The organism is Lentzea sp. NPDC004782, assembly GCF_040609115.1.
In the GTDB taxonomy this organism is placed as follows: Bacteria; Actinomycetota; Actinomycetes; order Mycobacteriales; family Pseudonocardiaceae; genus Lentzea.
The window spans coordinates 97,697-111,618 of sequence record NZ_JBEXJN010000008.1 but is presented as its reverse complement, the minus strand read 5'-3'; the positions used below and the strand labels follow the sequence as shown (position 1 = coordinate 111,618).

19 protein-coding genes are annotated in these 13,922 nt (G+C 69.3%); 7 read left to right on the top strand and 12 right to left on the bottom strand.

Features of this window, described 5'->3' with window-relative positions:
- Nucleotides 1-14 precede the first annotated feature (14 nt).
- The 4 genes from ABZV40_RS10075 to ABZV40_RS10060 all read right to left on the bottom strand — a co-directional run bounded on the left by ABZV40_RS10075 (nucleotide 15) and on the right by ABZV40_RS10060 (nucleotide 2,917).
- Nucleotides 15-209, bottom strand: coding sequence for a hypothetical protein (locus tag ABZV40_RS10075; protein ID WP_355438152.1), 195 nt, complete (start codon nucleotides 207-209; stop codon nucleotides 15-17).
- Nucleotides 202-1,365, bottom strand: a complete 1,164-nt coding sequence (gene nagA, locus ABZV40_RS10070) for an N-acetylglucosamine-6-phosphate deacetylase (protein WP_355438150.1) — start codon at nucleotides 1,363-1,365, stop codon at nucleotides 202-204. Before nagA ends, ABZV40_RS10075 begins: the two co-directional genes overlap by 8 nt.
- The gene (locus ABZV40_RS10065) at nucleotides 1,362-2,273 is read right to left on the bottom strand and encodes an ROK family protein (protein WP_355438148.1); all 912 of its coding nucleotides are present in this window, start codon (nucleotides 2,271-2,273) and stop codon (nucleotides 1,362-1,364) included. The genes nagA and ABZV40_RS10065 overlap by 4 nt, the downstream gene beginning before the upstream one ends.
- Before the next feature lie 107 nt (nucleotides 2,274-2,380).
- The gene (locus ABZV40_RS10060) at nucleotides 2,381-2,917 is read right to left on the bottom strand and encodes a SigE family RNA polymerase sigma factor (RefSeq protein ID WP_233439237.1); all 537 of its coding nucleotides are present in this window, start codon (nucleotides 2,915-2,917) and stop codon (nucleotides 2,381-2,383) included.
- A gap of 67 nt (nucleotides 2,918-2,984) precedes the next feature.
- Here ABZV40_RS10060 and ABZV40_RS10055 point away from each other — a divergent pair, with 67 nt between their 5' ends.
- Nucleotides 2,985-3,269, top strand: coding sequence for a YciI family protein (locus tag ABZV40_RS10055; RefSeq protein WP_109629507.1), 285 nt, complete (start codon nucleotides 2,985-2,987; stop codon nucleotides 3,267-3,269).
- On the opposite strand, the gene ABZV40_RS10050 is transcribed toward ABZV40_RS10055, so the two are convergent.
- Together ABZV40_RS10050 and ABZV40_RS10045 are read right to left on the bottom strand one after the other, a co-directional pair.
- Complete coding sequence (locus tag ABZV40_RS10050) at nucleotides 3,259-4,110, bottom strand: SDR family oxidoreductase (RefSeq protein ID WP_355438145.1); 852 nt, start codon at nucleotides 4,108-4,110, stop codon at nucleotides 3,259-3,261. The genes ABZV40_RS10055 and ABZV40_RS10050 overlap by 11 nt on opposite strands.
- A gap of 45 nt (nucleotides 4,111-4,155) precedes the next feature.
- The gene (locus ABZV40_RS10045; protein WP_355438144.1) at nucleotides 4,156-5,082 is read right to left on the bottom strand and encodes an aldo/keto reductase; all 927 of its coding nucleotides are present in this window, start codon (nucleotides 5,080-5,082) and stop codon (nucleotides 4,156-4,158) included.
- Nucleotides 5,083-5,112: 30 nt separating this feature from the next.
- Here ABZV40_RS10045 and ABZV40_RS10040 point away from each other — a divergent pair, with 30 nt between their 5' ends.
- On the top strand, nucleotides 5,113-5,913 hold the full coding sequence (locus tag ABZV40_RS10040) for a TIGR03620 family F420-dependent LLM class oxidoreductase (RefSeq protein WP_355438142.1): 801 nt from the start codon (nucleotides 5,113-5,115) through the stop codon (nucleotides 5,911-5,913).
- On the opposite strand, the gene ABZV40_RS10035 is transcribed toward ABZV40_RS10040, so the two are convergent.
- The gene (locus tag ABZV40_RS10035; RefSeq protein WP_355438139.1) at nucleotides 5,903-6,187 is read right to left on the bottom strand and encodes a DUF427 domain-containing protein; all 285 of its coding nucleotides are present in this window, start codon (nucleotides 6,185-6,187) and stop codon (nucleotides 5,903-5,905) included. The genes ABZV40_RS10040 and ABZV40_RS10035 overlap by 11 nt on opposite strands.
- Nucleotides 6,188-6,332: 145 nt before the next feature.
- Between ABZV40_RS10035 and fbaA the strand changes: the two genes are divergently transcribed.
- Nucleotides 6,333-7,367: a class II fructose-bisphosphate aldolase gene (gene fbaA / locus ABZV40_RS10030; RefSeq protein WP_204764862.1), complete on the top strand. Its 1,035-nt coding sequence runs from the start codon at nucleotides 6,333-6,335 to the stop codon at nucleotides 7,365-7,367.
- Between the two features lie 60 nt (nucleotides 7,368-7,427).
- Here fbaA and ABZV40_RS10025 read toward each other — a convergent pair whose 3' ends face one another.
- Nucleotides 7,428-8,240 (bottom strand): NAD(P)H-binding protein, encoded by an 813-nt coding sequence (locus ABZV40_RS10025; RefSeq protein WP_355438137.1) that lies wholly within the window; start codon nucleotides 8,238-8,240, stop codon nucleotides 7,428-7,430.
- 85 nt (nucleotides 8,241-8,325) lie between these two features.
- On the opposite strand from ABZV40_RS10025, the gene ABZV40_RS10020 reads away from it, so the two are divergent.
- Nucleotides 8,326-8,721: a helix-turn-helix domain-containing protein gene (locus tag ABZV40_RS10020; protein WP_355438135.1), complete on the top strand. Its 396-nt coding sequence runs from the start codon at nucleotides 8,326-8,328 to the stop codon at nucleotides 8,719-8,721.
- Here ABZV40_RS10020 and ABZV40_RS10015 read toward each other — a convergent pair.
- Entirely contained in the window at nucleotides 8,686-9,801 is a 1,116-nt protein-coding gene (locus ABZV40_RS10015) for a hypothetical protein (protein WP_355438133.1), read from the bottom strand. The genes ABZV40_RS10020 and ABZV40_RS10015 overlap by 36 nt on opposite strands.
- A gap of 250 nt (nucleotides 9,802-10,051) precedes the next feature.
- Between ABZV40_RS10015 and ABZV40_RS10010 the strand changes: the two genes are divergently transcribed.
- From ABZV40_RS10010 to ABZV40_RS10000, 3 genes are all read left to right on the top strand, one after another.
- A complete protein-coding gene (locus ABZV40_RS10010) occupies nucleotides 10,052-10,462 on the top strand; it encodes a DUF3151 domain-containing protein (protein ID WP_355438131.1) in 411 nt (136 codons plus the stop codon).
- Nucleotides 10,463-10,638: 176 nt separating this feature from the next.
- A complete protein-coding gene (locus ABZV40_RS10005; protein WP_355438129.1) occupies nucleotides 10,639-11,184 on the top strand; it encodes a hypothetical protein in 546 nt (181 codons plus the stop codon).
- 93 nt (nucleotides 11,185-11,277) lie between these two features.
- Nucleotides 11,278-12,417, top strand: a complete 1,140-nt coding sequence (locus ABZV40_RS10000) for an FUSC family protein (protein WP_355438127.1) — start codon at nucleotides 11,278-11,280, stop codon at nucleotides 12,415-12,417.
- Here ABZV40_RS10000 and ABZV40_RS09995 read toward each other — a convergent pair.
- From ABZV40_RS09995 to ABZV40_RS09985, 3 genes are all read right to left on the bottom strand, one after another.
- Nucleotides 12,326-12,577: a hypothetical protein gene (locus ABZV40_RS09995; RefSeq protein ID WP_355438125.1), complete on the bottom strand. Its 252-nt coding sequence runs from the start codon at nucleotides 12,575-12,577 to the stop codon at nucleotides 12,326-12,328. The genes ABZV40_RS10000 and ABZV40_RS09995 overlap by 92 nt on opposite strands.
- On the bottom strand, nucleotides 12,577-13,206 hold the full coding sequence (locus tag ABZV40_RS09990) for an HNH endonuclease family protein (protein WP_355438123.1): 630 nt from the start codon (nucleotides 13,204-13,206) through the stop codon (nucleotides 12,577-12,579). Before ABZV40_RS09990 ends, ABZV40_RS09995 begins: the two co-directional genes overlap by 1 nt.
- A gap of 104 nt (nucleotides 13,207-13,310) precedes the next feature.
- The gene (locus ABZV40_RS09985; protein WP_355438121.1) at nucleotides 13,311-13,919 is read right to left on the bottom strand and encodes a hypothetical protein; all 609 of its coding nucleotides are present in this window, start codon (nucleotides 13,917-13,919) and stop codon (nucleotides 13,311-13,313) included.
- Nucleotides 13,920-13,922: the final 3 nt, after the last annotated feature.

Below are 13,922 nucleotides of genomic sequence, written 5' to 3'. Positions count from 1 at the left end.
CACAACGGTACATGTCAGCTGAGCGTGATCACTGCGGCCACCGTGCCCGCTGCCAGGCCCAACAGCAGCGCGAGACCCAGCACCACCCATGCCGGCATGGGTGCCGGACGTTCTTCGGAAACCGGGACAGGTACGGCAAATCCGGCATTCGTGCTGGTCGCCTGCGCGCGCAACGCGTCGGTCACCAGCCGTTCCGGATCTTCAGCCATCCACCTGGTCCTTGACCCACTCGCCCTTGCTCATCACGTCCCTCGGCCTCAATTCTGCATCGAGCACCACGATGTCGGCCGCACAGCCCGGCTGCAGCTTGCCCGTGTCCAGGCCGAGCAGCTCCGCACCGCGGGTCGAGGCGGCGTACGCGGCCTCCACGAGCGACAGCCCGCAGGAGTTGACGGCGTTGCGGAAGGCCATGTCCATGGTCAGCGTGCTGCCGGCCAGTGCGGCACCGCCCGCCAGCGTCGGCACACCGTCGACCACGCGCACTTCGAGGCCGCCCACGTCGTAGACGCCGTCACCCACCCCGGCGGCCGCGATGGCGTCGGTGATGAGGACCGTGCGCTTGAGGCCCGCGTGGCGCGCGGCCAGGCGGACCGCGGTCGGGTGCAGGTGCACGAGGTCGCAGATGAGTTCGACGGTCACGCGCTCGTCGTCCAGCAGCGCGCCGATCGGGCCCGGTTCGCGGTGGTGCAGCGGGCGCATGCCGTTGAACAGGTGCGTCGCGACCGAAGCGCCCGCGTCGACGGCCGGGCGGACCTGCGCCTCGGTCGCGTCGGTGTGGCCGATGGCGGCGATGACGCCCGAGTCCACGAGCTGACGGACGGCGGCGACCGCACCTTCCAGCTCGGGGGCGATCGTGATCATCCGGACGGTGCCCTTGCCCGCGTCGAGCAGCTTCGTCACCGCGGTCTGCTCCGGCGGGCACAGGATCGCCGGGTCGTGCGCACCGCATCGCGCCGCACTGAGGAAGGGACCTTCGAGGTGGATGCCCGCGACGACACCCTCCTGGACCAGCTCGGCCAGCGCGGACACCTGGTCGGCCAGCTCCGGCACCGGGCGGGAGACCAGCGAGGCCAGCAACGTCGTGGTGCCGTGCCTGCGGTGCGCGGACGCGGCCTTGCGGACCTTCGCCGGGTCGTTGCTGGTGAACGCGTCACCGCCGCCGCCGTGGCAGTGGATGTCGACGAACCCGGGGACGATCGTGCCGCCACCGACGTCCGTCGTCGGCCCCTCGGGCGCGGCACCCTCGCCGACCGCGGCGATCCGGCCGTCCCGGACGCTGACCCACCCGTTCTCGAGCACCCCGTCCGGCGTGACGACCCGGCCGCCTGCCAGGGTCACGTCGACAGGTCCACCCCACGTGCTCATGACGCCTCCAGCATGTCGATGGCCAGCAGCGCGGCGCCGAGGAAGCCCGCCTCGTCGCCGAGCGCCGCGAGCCGCAGCTCCGGTCGGCGCTGGAAGGCGATCAGGCCGTCCAGCCTTTCCCGCAACGGCTCCACCAGCAGGTCCCCTGCGAGCGCGAGCCCGCCGCCCAGCACCACGGCTTCCGGGCCGAGCAGCGTGGCCAGCACCAGGATCCCCCTGGCCAGTGCGTCCACGGCCTCGTGCCACACGGCGACGGCGTCCTGCTCCCCGTCTTTCACCCTTCTGGCGACATCGGCGGCGCCGTTGACGGGCGTGCCGGTACGTGCGGTGTACCGGCGGGCGATCGCCGCGGAGGACGCCACTGTCTCCACGCAGCCGATCTGGCCACACGCGCAGGGCACGCCGTGGCCGACGTTCACATGTCCGATCTCACCGGCGTAGCCGTCGCCGCTGAAGATCTTCCCGTCGAGCAGCAGCGCGCCGGCGATCCCGGTGCCGATCGGCATGATCACCGCGTTGCGCAGGTCCTTCGCGGCACCCATCCGGCACTCGGCGAGCCCGGCGGCGCGCACGTCGTGCCCGAACGCGACGGGCACGCCCAGCCGTTCGGTGAGGACCGCGCTGAACGGGAACTGGCTCCACGGCAGGTTGGTCGTGTACACGCCGATGCCGTTGGCCTCGTCCACGATGCCCGGCGCCACGATCCCCACGGCGTCGATCTCGTGCTCGCAGGCCTGTCCGAGCTCGTCGACGAGCTCGGCGATCACGGCCAGCAGGGGCTCCAGCTCGCCGGGAGTCGCCCGGCGGGCGTGCTTCTGCGCCGCCACCGCGTCCGGGGTGCCGGCGACGAGCGCCGCCTTGGTTTCGGTGCCGCCGATGTCGACGGCGACCACGTGTCTGCGTGCCACGAGGACTGATCCTGCGGCATCGAGGCCCTATTGGTCTATACCAAGTGCCGGATTGGGGGCGTGTTCCTGCCCGATGAGACCGCTCTCACCGGGCAAAACGGCTTTCGTCAGCCCGCCATGATCTTCTGCAGGGCGTCCAGCGCGCGGGAAGCCGTCGACTTCACGGTGCCCTTCGAGATGCCGGTCGCCTCGGCGATCTCGGCCTCCGACAGGTCGCCGTAGTAGCGCAGCACGAGCACCTCGCGCTGACGCGGCGGCAGCTGCTGCAGGGCCTTGACCACGGCCTGGTGCTCCGCCGTCAGCATCGCGAGCGACTCGGCCGACCGCGCGTTCGCCACGTGCGGCGGGGTGTAGTCGCGGGCGGTCTTGCGCCGGCGCAGCACGCTGCGCGAGCCGTTGACCACGGCCGTGCGGAGGTAGCCCACGGCAGCCTGTGCGTCGCGCAGGCCCTTCCAGTTGCGGTGCAGGCCCGTGAAGGCCTCCTGCACCACGTCCTCTGCGGTCGCGGGCTCGTCCACCAGCAGCAGCGCGAGCCTGATGAGGCGCATGCGGTGCTGCTTGTACAGGTCTTCGAGCGTGAGAGGCCCTGTGGGAGGTCCTGCGACGCCGTCCTGGATCCGCAGGTTGGTCAGGGTGTCCTGCACGGTGCGCGGGGTTTCGTCGCCAACCACAAGGTAGGACGGTACCGGTCACCGTCGCTACGGTGGTCGCATGGCCCGCTTTGCAGTCGAATTGGTGTTCGGTCCCGATCGCGAGAAGCGTCTCGCGGTGCGCCCGGCACACCGCGAGTACATCGCCTCCCTCGCCGAGAAGGGCGTGGTTCTCGCCGCAGGTCCGTACGCGGACGACACCGGCGCGTTGATCATCTACGACGCGCCGGACGAGACGACGTTGAAGGAGATCATCTCCGCCGACCCGTACACACCGGCGAACGTGATCACCAAGTGGGAGATCCGCGTCTGGAACGCCCTGCTCGGCTCCTGGCTCACCGACTAGCGGCTCGTCCTCCCGGCCCGACCAGACCTGATGTGTCCGAAGCGGCCATCTGCCGGTCCGCGTCGGCCACCTCCTCGACCGCCTGGCGGTCCACGACCATCGGCGTGAACGCGCGGAAGTACTTCAGCGCGCCCACCCAGCCGGGGACGTGGACCGCCTTCGCTCGTTTCCGCACACCCCTGACCACGGCCTTCCCGACGTCGCGGACCGGGTACTTCTTGCCCGCCAGACCCGGCATGCCCTTGCGCAGCTTGCCGAACACCGGGTGCTCGTCGGCGCTGTCGACCATGTCCGTGGCGATCCACGAGAAGTACGCCGTGCCGACGTCCACGCCCAGGTGCCGGACCTCGGCCCGCAGGCTGTCCGCGAACGCCTCGCAGCCCGCCTTGGCCGCCGAGTAGGCCGCGTTGCCGGGAATGTGCACGATCGCGGCCAGCGACGACACGACCAGGCAGTAGCCGCGGCTGCGGATCAGGTGCGGCAGCGCCGTGCGAACCGTGCGCCACACACCGAGCAGATTGACCTCGATGACCCGTTCGAACGCCTTGGGGTCCATCGAGCGCACGAACCCGGTGGCCGCGATGCCCGCGTTCGCGATGACGACGTCGATGCCGCCGAAGTGCTCGGCGGCCTCGTTCGTGACGCGTTCGAGCGCGTCCCAGTCGGTGACGTCGGCTTCCCACGCCTTGCCGCCGGTCTGCCGCGCGACCTCTTCGAGCTGGGCCTTCTCGAGCCCGACGAGCGCGAGACGAGCCCCGCGCGCGGCCAGTTGCCTCGCCACCTCGGCGCCGATGCCCCTGGCCGCGCCGGTGATCAGTACCACCTTGCCCGTGACGTCCATGTCCGCCACGGTAACGCAACCTACTCCGAGTAAGCTACTGGCAAGTTAAATTGCGCTGAGGCGGTCCACCTCGGCCTGGGTGAGTTCGAGGCTCAACACCGGCAATAGGTCGTTGAGCTGCTCCAACGTGCGGGCGGACGCGATCGGCGCGGCCACCGTCGGCTGCTGCGCGAGCCACGCCAGCGCGACCGCCGCGACCGAGGTCGAGTGCGTCTCGGCCAGTTCGTCGAGCGCTTCGAGGACCTGCAGGCCGTGCTCGTCGAGGTGCTTGGAGGCGGCGCCCGCGCGAGGGCTGTCCACCTCGACGCCGGGCCGGTACTTGCCGGTGAGGAAGCCCTTGGCCAGCGAGAAGTACGGCACGGTGGCGAGGCCGTTCTCGGCGGCGACCCGCTGCAGTTCGCCCTCGAACTGCGAGCGGCTCACCAGGTTGTACTCGGGCTGCAGGGCCACGAACTTCGCGAAGCCCTCGCGTTCCTGGATCGCCAGCGCCTGCGCCAGCCGTTCGGCGGAGAAGTTGGACGCGGCGACGTACCGCACCTTGCCGTCGCGGACGAGCTGGTCGTACGCGGCCAGGGTCTCCTCAAGCGGCGTGTTCGGGTCGTCGCGGTGGACGTAGTAGAGGTCGATGTGGTCCGCGCCGAGACGCTTCAACGAGCGTTCGGCGCTGGTCAGGATCGTGTCGCGCTTCTGGTTGTCGAACCCGGCGAGCATGCCGACCTTCGTCGCCACCACGATCTCGTCGCGGTCGGCGCGCTTGGCCAGCCACCTGCCGATGATCGTTTCCGACTCGCCGCCGGAGTTGCCGTCCGCCCAGGCCGAGTACACGTCCGCGGTGTCGACGAAGTTCCCGCCGGCGGCGGTGTACGCGTCGAGCACGGCGAAGGAGGATTCCTCGTCGGCGGTCCAGCCGAAGACGTTGCCGCCCAAGCAAAGGCGGGACACGTTCAGGTCTGTGGTGCTCAAGTTCGGCATATTTCGAACCTACTCCGTGTTGAGGGGGACATGAGCGATCTTGGGAAGTTCGGCGTCTGGGGTTCGCGGTACGAGTGGGCCGACCGGATCGACGACGTGGTCGAACTGGAGGCGCTCGGGTTCGGGACGTTCTGGCTCGGCAGCTCGCCCGAATCGGACCTGGCGCTGCCCGAGCGGCTGCTGGGCGCCACGACGTCCATGACCATCGCGACCAGCGTCGTCAACGTCTGGCAGACCGAGCCGGAGGACCTCTCCCGCTCGTTCCACCGGATCGGCGGCGACCGGCTGGTGCTCGGCGTCGGCGTCGGCCACAAGCAGCTCGACCAGGCCTACGAGAAGCCGTACCCGAAGCTGGTGTCCTACCTGGACCGGCTCGACGTGCCCGCGGAGAAGCTGGTGCTGGCCGCGCTCGGTCCCAAGGTGCTGAAGCTCGCCGCCGACCGCACCGCGGGCGCCCACCCGTACCTGGTGCCGGTGGAGCACACCGCGCAGGCGCGCGAGGTGCTCGGCGACAAGCTCCTCGCGCCGGAGGTCACCGTGGTCGTGGAGCCGGACCCGGAGGCGGCGCGGGCCGTCGCACGGGAGCGGCTGGCGTACTACTTCTCGCTGACCAACTACACGAGCAGCTGGCTGCGCTGGGGCTTCACCGAGGGCGACCTCGCGGACAACGGCTCGGACCGCCTGATCGACGCGCTGGTCGCGCACGGCAGCCCCGACCAGGTGGCCGCGCAGCTGCAGGCGCACCTCGACGCGGGCGCCGACCACGTGGCCATCCAGTCGTTGAACGGCCACTTCACCGAACTGGCCGAGGCACTGGGGCTCAAGCGCTGATCTCGACGCCCTTCCAGAACGCCACGCGGCCCTTGATCTGCGCCGCGGCCTCCTTCGGCTCGGCGTAGTACCAGGCCGCGTTGGTGTTCTCGGAGCCGTCCACCTGCAACGAGTAGTAGTTCGCCGTGCCCTTCCACGGGCAGATCGACGTGTGGTCCGACGGCTTGAGGACGCTCTGGTCGACGGACTCCAGCGGGAAGTAGTGGTTGCCTTCGACGACCACCGTGTCGTCACTCGACGCGATGACCTTGTTGTTCCACCGGGCGGTAGCCATGTCTCCCACTATGCCCGTACCGGCGAGTAGCCAAACCGCGAGGTCGAACGGGCACTACGCCGAATTGGCCGCCGCGTTGGCCCCGTGACACACCCTCGTAGGATGCGTTTGACACGGCGTTCAGGGCACCTGAGGAGGACGACCGATGCCCATCGCAACCCCCGAGGTCTACGCGGAGATGCTGGACCGGGCCAAGGCGAACGAGTTCGCCTATCCCGCGATCAACGTCACCTCGTCGGAGACTCTCAACGCGGCTCTGCGCGGATTCGCTGAAGCCGAGAGCGACGGCATCATCCAGATCTCGACCGGTGGTGCCGAGTTCGCCTCGGGCACCAAGGTCAAGGACATGGTGACCGGCGCTGTGGCGCTCGCGGAGTTCGCGCACGTGGTCGCCGCCAAGTACCCGGTGAACATCGCGCTGCACACCGACCACTGCCCGAAGGACAAGCTCGACGGGTACGTGCGTCCGCTCATCGCGATCAGCCAGGAGCGGGTGGACAAGGGCGGCAACCCGCTCTTCCAGTCGCACATGTGGGACGGCTCGGCCGTGCCGCTGGAGGAGAACCTCCAGATCGCGAGCGAGCTGCTCGACCTCTCCGCCAAGGCGAAGATCGTCCTCGAGATCGAGGTCGGCGTCGTGGGCGGCGAGGAGGACGGCGTCGACAACGAGATCAACGACAAGCTCTACACGACGCCAGAGGACTACCTGAAGACCGTCGACGCGCTCGGCGCCGGTGAGAAGGGCCGCTACCTGCTCGCCGCGACGTTCGGCAACGTGCACGGCGTGTACAAGCCGGGCAACGTCAAGCTGCGTCCGGAGATCCTCAAGCAGGGCCAGGACGTGGCGGCGGAGAAGCTGGGCCTGCCGGCCGGCTCGAAGCCGTTCGACCTCGTCTTCCACGGCGGCTCCGGCTCGCTGCTGGAGGAGATCCACGAGGCCGTGTCGTACGGCGTCATCAAGATGAACATCGACACGGACACGCAGTACGCCTTCACCCGCCCGATCGCGGCGCACATGTTCACCAACTACGACGGTGTGCTGAAGATCGACGGCGAGGTCGGCAACAAGAAGACCTACGACCCGCGCAGCTACCTCAAGGCCGCTGAGCAGGCCATGGCCGCCCGCATCGCGCAGGCGTGCGAGCACCTCAAGTCGTCGGGCCGCATGATCGCGGGCTGATTTGCCCGATGAAGGGCTCCTTCATCCACGTCAGGTGGATGAAGGAGCCCTTCATCGCGTTCAGCGGAAGGCGGGGGCGTTGCGGGTGGCCCAGTCGGCGAACGCGCGTGGGGTGCGGCCGAGGACCGTTTCCACGTCCGGGCTGACGCGCAGCTCGGCTTCCGTCGGCGCGCCGAGGATGTCCAGCGTGTCGTCGGCGAGTTCGCTCGGCATCAGCTGCGACATGCCGGCGTGAGCTTCGGCTCGGGTCAGTTCGTGGAACCGCACCGGCTCGCCCAGTGCGGCGGCGATGGCTTCGGTCTGCTGCCTTGGCGTGACGACCTCCGGGCCCGTCAGCTCGTAGGTGCCACCGGTGTGCCGGTCGTTCAGCAGGCAGGCCGCCGCGACCTCGGCGATGTCCGCCGGGTCGATGATCGGCACGCCCACATCGCCGAACGGTGCGGCTACAACCCGTTGCGTGCGAACGGACTCGGCCCACCACAGCGCGTTGGACGCGAAGCCGCCAGGCCGCAGGACCACCCAGTCCAGGCCGGACTCCTTCAGCGTGTCCTCCAGCTCGCGCATCGCGATCCGCGTCGTGCCGAACGGCCTGGTCGTCACGCCCAGTGACGACAGCAGGACGACCCTGCGCACGCCGTTGTCCGCCGCCCGGCGGATGACGCCGGCCGAGTCACCCGACGGAAACAGGAACAACGCCTTCGCGCCGGCCAGGTCGAGGCTCGCCGGGTCAGCCAGATCCGCCGCCACGTGCCGGACGCCTTCCGGCACCTCCGCCGCGTGCCGCGACACGGCCGTCACCTGCTCGCCCGCGTCCGCCAGCGCTTGTGTGAGAGGCCTGCCGACGTTCCCGGTCGCCCCAGTCACCACGATCATGAACAGCTCCTTCGTCGATGTTGGTCACGACGCTAGGAACTGGCCTTACTTTTCGTAAGGACGTACCTCTGGGTAAGCTCCAGACGTGGCGGTTGGAGTTCAGTTCACGCGTACCGGGACGACCGAGCGGTATGAGGTGTTTCACACCGACTGTCTCGCGCGGCAGATGGTCGACCACGTCACCAGCCGGTGGGGCATCTGGGTGCTGATCTCGCTGCGGACCAACGATCTGAGGTTCTTCGAGCTGCGCGAGAGCATCCAGGGCATCAGCGAGAAGATGCTGTCCCAGACCCTGCGCGGGCTCGTCGAGGACGGCCTGATCTGGCGCAGGGTGGAGCCGACGACCCCGCCCCAGGTCACCTACGGGTTGACCGAGTTCGGGCGGGACGTCGGCGAGCCGCTCGCGGACCTGTTCGGGCGGATCACCCGGAAGCTGTCCGCCGATCTAGCCGAGCTTGAGCCGCGAGGCGAGCAGCTGTAGTTCCGGCCGGTGGATCACCATGTCCCCGACGGTCCACAGCACCGCCAGCAGCACCGCCGTGACCGCCGCCGAGGAGAACGAGATCGGCGGCCCCCACAGGTACTCCTGCTGGAACCAGATCCCGACGTAACCGACGGTCGTGACGGCCGCCGAGCCCAGCACCGCCGCGGCCGGCGTGGGCATCTTGATCACGTGCGCCGCGTCGACCGCGAGCCCGACGAAGATCAGGAACAGCGGTACGGCGGACTTCGGGAAGTCGATGCCCGCGAGCAACGGCCAGATCAGGCACCGGTACGCCACGTAGCCGCCCGCGACCGCAGTGGCCGCCCACGGCCGGTTGATCGTCCTGCGCGCGATCACCAGCACGATGGCCGCCGCGACCAGTCCCCACACCGGGTAGACCCAGTCCGCGATGGGCAGCGCGAAGTGCACGACCGCCTCACGTCCGATCGGGACACCCAGCTGGTCGGCGGCGAACTGCAGCAGGATCGGCTCCGCCTCGGGCCTACCGCTGTCGTAGGCCTGCAACGCACGCACGCCGTACTCCTGGTGCTGGTTGGGGAACCAGACGTTCTCCAGGAAGAAGAACCACAGCGCCACGAGCCCGAACGTCCGCGTGGTGCCGTCCGGGAAGTACTTCATCCACCCGCGGATCGCGCCGGCCAGCATGACCGCCGTCCCGAGGTAGAGCAGCGCGTGCGAGCCGCTCCACGACGTGATGTCGAGCCCGTTGATCCGGTGGTTGATGACGTCGATCGGCAGGGCGACGAGGAAGATCCCGCACCCGATCTGCATCAGCCGCAGGGCCGGTTTGTCCACACCGTAGCCGGTGAACGTGTGGAACAGCGTCAGCCCGACCACGATCACCGTGCCGACCGTGTTGATCAGGTGTGGCGGCGCCAGGTCGTCGCGCAGCCACTTGAAGTGCCACGAGACGTCCCACGACGACCCGAGAAGCTTGAGCACCAGACCGGCCAGCCACAGCCGGTAGAGCTGCCTGGTCAGCACCGCCGGTGTCTCCCTGCCCGGCGCGCCACGCTCCCAGTACTGGTCCCGGAACTGCCTTACCCCCTGAATCATCCGAACATCATGAGCGCACGTCCGGGGTCCAGGAAGGCAGAACCACCCTGGTTTTACCCTGATGTTTCCCATTCGTGTGCACGATGGGGTGAACGGCGTTGATCTGTTCGGCGTAGCCGGGAACCATGCCAGGCCATGAACAACAAGATCATCGCCGGCGTGCTCGTGACCGCTCTCATGCTGGCCGTTGTGGCCGCTGTCATGAGGGTGTTCATCTCCTAGCGACCGTCCGTGCGGCACGATGGGCCGCATGGTTGAGAACCTCCTCGGGCCCGAGCCGACCCGTCTTCCCGACCGCCCTGAGGCGCAGGCCGCCGCGGACGGCGGCACCGACCCAGCCAAGATCGTGCGGGCCTACCCGGACTTCTCCGAGGCGTGGGCACTGCTGGCCGAACGGGCGCTGCACGCCGGTGACCCCGTCGCCGCCTACGCCTACGCCCGCACCGGGTACCACCGCGGCCTCGACCAGCTGCGCCGCTCCGGCTGGAAGGGCTTCGGTCCCGTGCCGTGGGACCACCGGCCGAACCAGGGCTTCCTGCGCGCGCTGGCCGCACTCGCCCGTGCCGCCCGTGAGATCGGCGAGGACGAGGAGTGGGAGCGCTGCAGCACGTTCCTCGCCGACTCCGACCCCAAGGCCCCGGCCGCGCTGGGTCTGGCCTGACCTCGTTCTTTCCGGTGTCACACGGATAGAGCAGCGCTTCAGAGGCACCAATGCGGCGAATCACGCGTTGGTCGGTCATCTCCGGCCAACGCGTGAGGTGCCCCATGCCCCGTCACAGTCCTCGTCGAAGACCTCCCGTCCGTCCGGCTCGCCGTGTCGCCGGCCGCCCTCGGCAGGTGGACCGCCCGCCCGCGCCGGTCGTCGCGGAGCCGCCACCGTCGATCCACCGCATCGGCGCGTCGCTGAAGTGGCTCGTGGGCAAGGCGGCGGGCGCGGTGGTCGGGTTCGTCTTCATGACGGCGGCCACCTACACGCTGTCGTCGGTCGGCGGATGGGCGACGGCACTGCGCGTGGGTGCTGTGACGATCGTCCCGTTGCTGCTGATGCTCCAGATCGGACCGAGGATCACCACCGGCTTCTCGGCCGCCTCACCGATGGCTCAGTGGCTTCGGGTCAAGGTCGCGGTCCTCGTGGTGTTCGCCCTGCTGTTCCTGCCGGCGTTGTTCACCTGGACGGGCAATCCGGCCGCCTGCTACCACGCGATCTACGGCGGTGGTGCCGGGCTGGTGGTGGCGTTCGCCGGCTTCGTGGCCTTCATGAGGGTGGACCGGCGCGCAGCCGAGTGGATCATGAACAGCCGCCGCGGCTGGCGGTTCCACTACCGCGCCACCGCCTCGCTCTGCGTCGCGCTGGGCGTGCTCGTCGGCCTCGCGCTCAGCTAGCCGGTTGTGCCTGATGGCCCCGGGATCAAGACTGGCGACGGCAGAGACGGACGAGCCAGGTCGGGGTGAGCGGTGGGCGCGGTCGGTGAAGCGGTGGGGCGTGGGCTGACGCGGTGGCGCGGGGCCGCGTTGCCGATCGTCCAGTGCGCGCTGTCCGCCGGGCTCGCCTGGGTCGCGGCGACGCTCGTCATCGGACACCCGCGCCCGTTCTTCGCGCCGATCGCCGCCGTGGTCTGCCTCGGGGTCTCGCTGGGGCAACGGTTGCGGCGCGTCAGCGAGCTCGTCGTCGGCGTGTCGGTCGGTGTCGGCGTCGGTGACGCGTTGATCAGCTGGATCGGCTCGGGTCCCTGGCAGATCGCGCTGGTCGTCGCCCTCGCGATGTCGGCGGCCGTGCTGCTGGACGGCGGCTCGGTCATCGCGTTGCAGGCGGGCTCTTCCGCCGTGCTCGTCGCGACGCTGCTGCCGCCGAGCGCGGGCGGCGGGTTCGACCGGATGATCGACGCGCTGACCGGTGGGCTGGTCGGGCTCGCCGTGGCGGCGTTGCTGCCCGCGAACCCGGTCACCGTGGCCCAGCGGCAGCTCAAGGTGCTCACGAACACCCTCAGCGGCGCGCTGCGCAACCTCGCCGACGCGCTCACGGAGAAGGACGCGGTCAAGGCGGCCGGCGTGCTGGCCGAGCTGCGCACCAGCCAGACCACGATCGACGACTACAAGTCGGCGCTGCAGACCGGCAGCGAGATCGCGAAGATCGCGCCCATCCGGTGGCGGTCCAAGGACGAGCTCAGCCGGTACCAGACCGCGGCCGGCCCGGTGGACTACGCGATCCGCAACACCCGCGTGCTCGCCCGCAGGACCATGGCGGCGCTCAAGGCCGCCGAGGAGATCCCGGACGGCGTGCCGGAGGTGCTGAAGGACTACGCGGACGCCGTCGACCGCCTCAGGGCCGAGCTGGAGAAGGGCAGGACGCCCAAGGACACCAGGGAGGCCGTGCGGGGCGCCGCGCGGCATCTCACCGCGCGGCGCCTCGGCGGGGACGGGTTCTCGTCCAAGGTCGTGCTGGCGCAGATCCGCAGCGTGGCCGTGGATCTCCTCCAAGCCACCGGACTGAGCCGGAGCGAGGCGATGGAGGCGCTTCCGCCGCTCAGCCCTCCGGCCGGTTCAGCAGGCCCAGCAGCAGCTGGTGAACCGGCTCGTGATCACGAGGATCGGCCAGGGCGCACGAGCCGCCCGTGATGGCGTACCACTCCTCCGCGCCCTCGTAGCGGACCAGTGCGCGCAGCTTGCCGTCGTCGGACAGCTCCGTGCACAGCTCCAGGTCCCCGGTGACGACACCGACCTCGTCGGTCATCACGCCACCGGGGCCGGCCACGAAAGGCGAGGAGAGCGTGGCCATCAGCAGGTTCCGAGCATTTCCGTCAACGCCGTCTTCTCGCTCAGTTGCAGGGTCAGGTGGTAGTAGTCCTTGGTGTATACCCACATCTTGGCGTAGGTGCACCAGTAGGACCGCAGCGGTGGCTTCCAGGCCGCCGGGTCCTTGTCGCCCTTGGCCTGGTTGACGTTGTCAGTCACGGCGATCAGCTGCGTGCGCGTCGTGTCGTTCGCGAACGCCTGGCGCTGCGCCGTCGTCCACGACGACGCTCCCGACTTCCACGCTTCCGACAACGGCACGATGTGGTCGATGTCCACGTCGGAGGCCGCCGTCCAGGTCGCACCGTCGTAGGGCGAGTACCAGCTGCCGGAGACGGCGGCGCAGCTGGAGTCCCGCACCACGTTCGTGCCGTCGCGCCAGAGCACGTACTCGCGGGTGTTGCAGGTACCCGAGTAGGTGATCCAGTGCGGGAACAGGTCTCGTGAATAGCCCGCCGACGAGCCTTCGTCCTTGACGGTCAGCGCCGCGAGGTGGGCGCGGGCCTCGGTGAGGGTGGGGATGTTCTGGGGTGTCGCGAGTGCAGGGGAAACAAAACCGACGGCGAGTGCCAGGGTGGCAACGAGAACGCCGACGGTTCGGTTAACTTTTGACATCGTCCCGACCTTCCTTGTTGGAAGTGATCGGGACACACCCTCAGTGACAGTCTGGAATTAGGCAATACCTTTGGGTGACACTCAAGTGAATGACAAGCGCACGACTAGACGCCTCGAACGAGCCTCAAGTCCTCGGTGTGGCGGTACCAGGTCCACTTGTCGACCGGCCGCGGGTGCTTGTGACCGTCCAGAACCGCCGTCGTGGGCAGGCAGCCCAGCTGGAACGCGCGCGGACGGCTCTCCCGGACGCGCGAGCCGATCAGCCGCTTGTTGACGATTCGGATCACGAGGCCCAAGCCGCCTTCCGGGTCCGGCGTGCACTCGATCCGCGACGCCTGGCCGCGCAGGACGTTGTCCGCGTCGCTGTAGCCGACGCCACGGACCGGTGACAACACGCCGAGCCCCATGAGGACGCCGCCGACGTCGTCGCGCACGAACGGGACGGGATCTACGTCACCGTTCAGGGCGATGTCCAACGCCCGTTCCGGGTCCGTCGAGAGGCCCCACAGCGCGGCGACGGGCGACTTGCCCACCGGCACGTAACCGAGTGCCACCGAACCGAGCTTTTCCTTGCGCAGCAGCCGCAGTGCGACCGCGGCCAGGTCGGCGTCCGAGCCCACGACGATGAGCCGTTCGGCGTCCAGGTGCTGATCCACGTGGTCCTTGCCGGGGCGGGCCGGGACGACCTGCACCCCGTCACGTTGAGTGATCATTGG

Excerpts from the sequence above, each read along its gene's own strand:
- ABZV40_RS10075 (WP_355438152.1), bottom strand. The coding sequence starts at position 209 with ATGGCTGAAGATCCGGAACGGCTGGTGACCGACGCGTTGCGCGCGCAG.
- nagA (WP_355438150.1), bottom strand. The coding sequence starts at position 1,365 with ATGAGCACGTGGGGTGGACCTGTCGACGTGACCCTGGCAGGCGGCCGG.
- ABZV40_RS10055 (WP_109629507.1), top strand. The coding sequence starts at position 2,985 with ATGGCCCGCTTTGCAGTCGAATTGGTGTTCGGTCCCGATCGCGAGAAG.
- ABZV40_RS10050 (WP_355438145.1), bottom strand. The coding sequence starts at position 4,110 with ATGGACGTCACGGGCAAGGTGGTACTGATCACCGGCGCGGCCAGGGGC.
- ABZV40_RS10045 (WP_355438144.1), bottom strand. The coding sequence starts at position 5,082 with ATGCCGAACTTGAGCACCACAGACCTGAACGTGTCCCGCCTTTGCTTG.
- ABZV40_RS10040 (WP_355438142.1), top strand. The coding sequence starts at position 5,113 with ATGAGCGATCTTGGGAAGTTCGGCGTCTGGGGTTCGCGGTACGAGTGG.
- ABZV40_RS10035 (WP_355438139.1), bottom strand. The coding sequence starts at position 6,187 with ATGGCTACCGCCCGGTGGAACAACAAGGTCATCGCGTCGAGTGACGAC.
- fbaA (WP_204764862.1), top strand. The coding sequence starts at position 6,333 with ATGCCCATCGCAACCCCCGAGGTCTACGCGGAGATGCTGGACCGGGCC.
- ABZV40_RS10025 (WP_355438137.1), bottom strand. The coding sequence starts at position 8,240 with ATGATCGTGGTGACTGGGGCGACCGGGAACGTCGGCAGGCCTCTCACA.
- ABZV40_RS10015 (WP_355438133.1), bottom strand. The coding sequence starts at position 9,801 with ATGATTCAGGGGGTAAGGCAGTTCCGGGACCAGTACTGGGAGCGTGGC.
- ABZV40_RS10010 (WP_355438131.1), top strand. The coding sequence starts at position 10,052 with ATGGTTGAGAACCTCCTCGGGCCCGAGCCGACCCGTCTTCCCGACCGC.
- ABZV40_RS09995 (WP_355438125.1), bottom strand. The coding sequence starts at position 12,577 with ATGGCCACGCTCTCCTCGCCTTTCGTGGCCGGCCCCGGTGGCGTGATG.
- ABZV40_RS09990 (WP_355438123.1), bottom strand. The coding sequence starts at position 13,206 with ATGTCAAAAGTTAACCGAACCGTCGGCGTTCTCGTTGCCACCCTGGCA.
- ABZV40_RS09985 (WP_355438121.1), bottom strand. The coding sequence starts at position 13,919 with ATGATCACTCAACGTGACGGGGTGCAGGTCGTCCCGGCCCGCCCCGGC.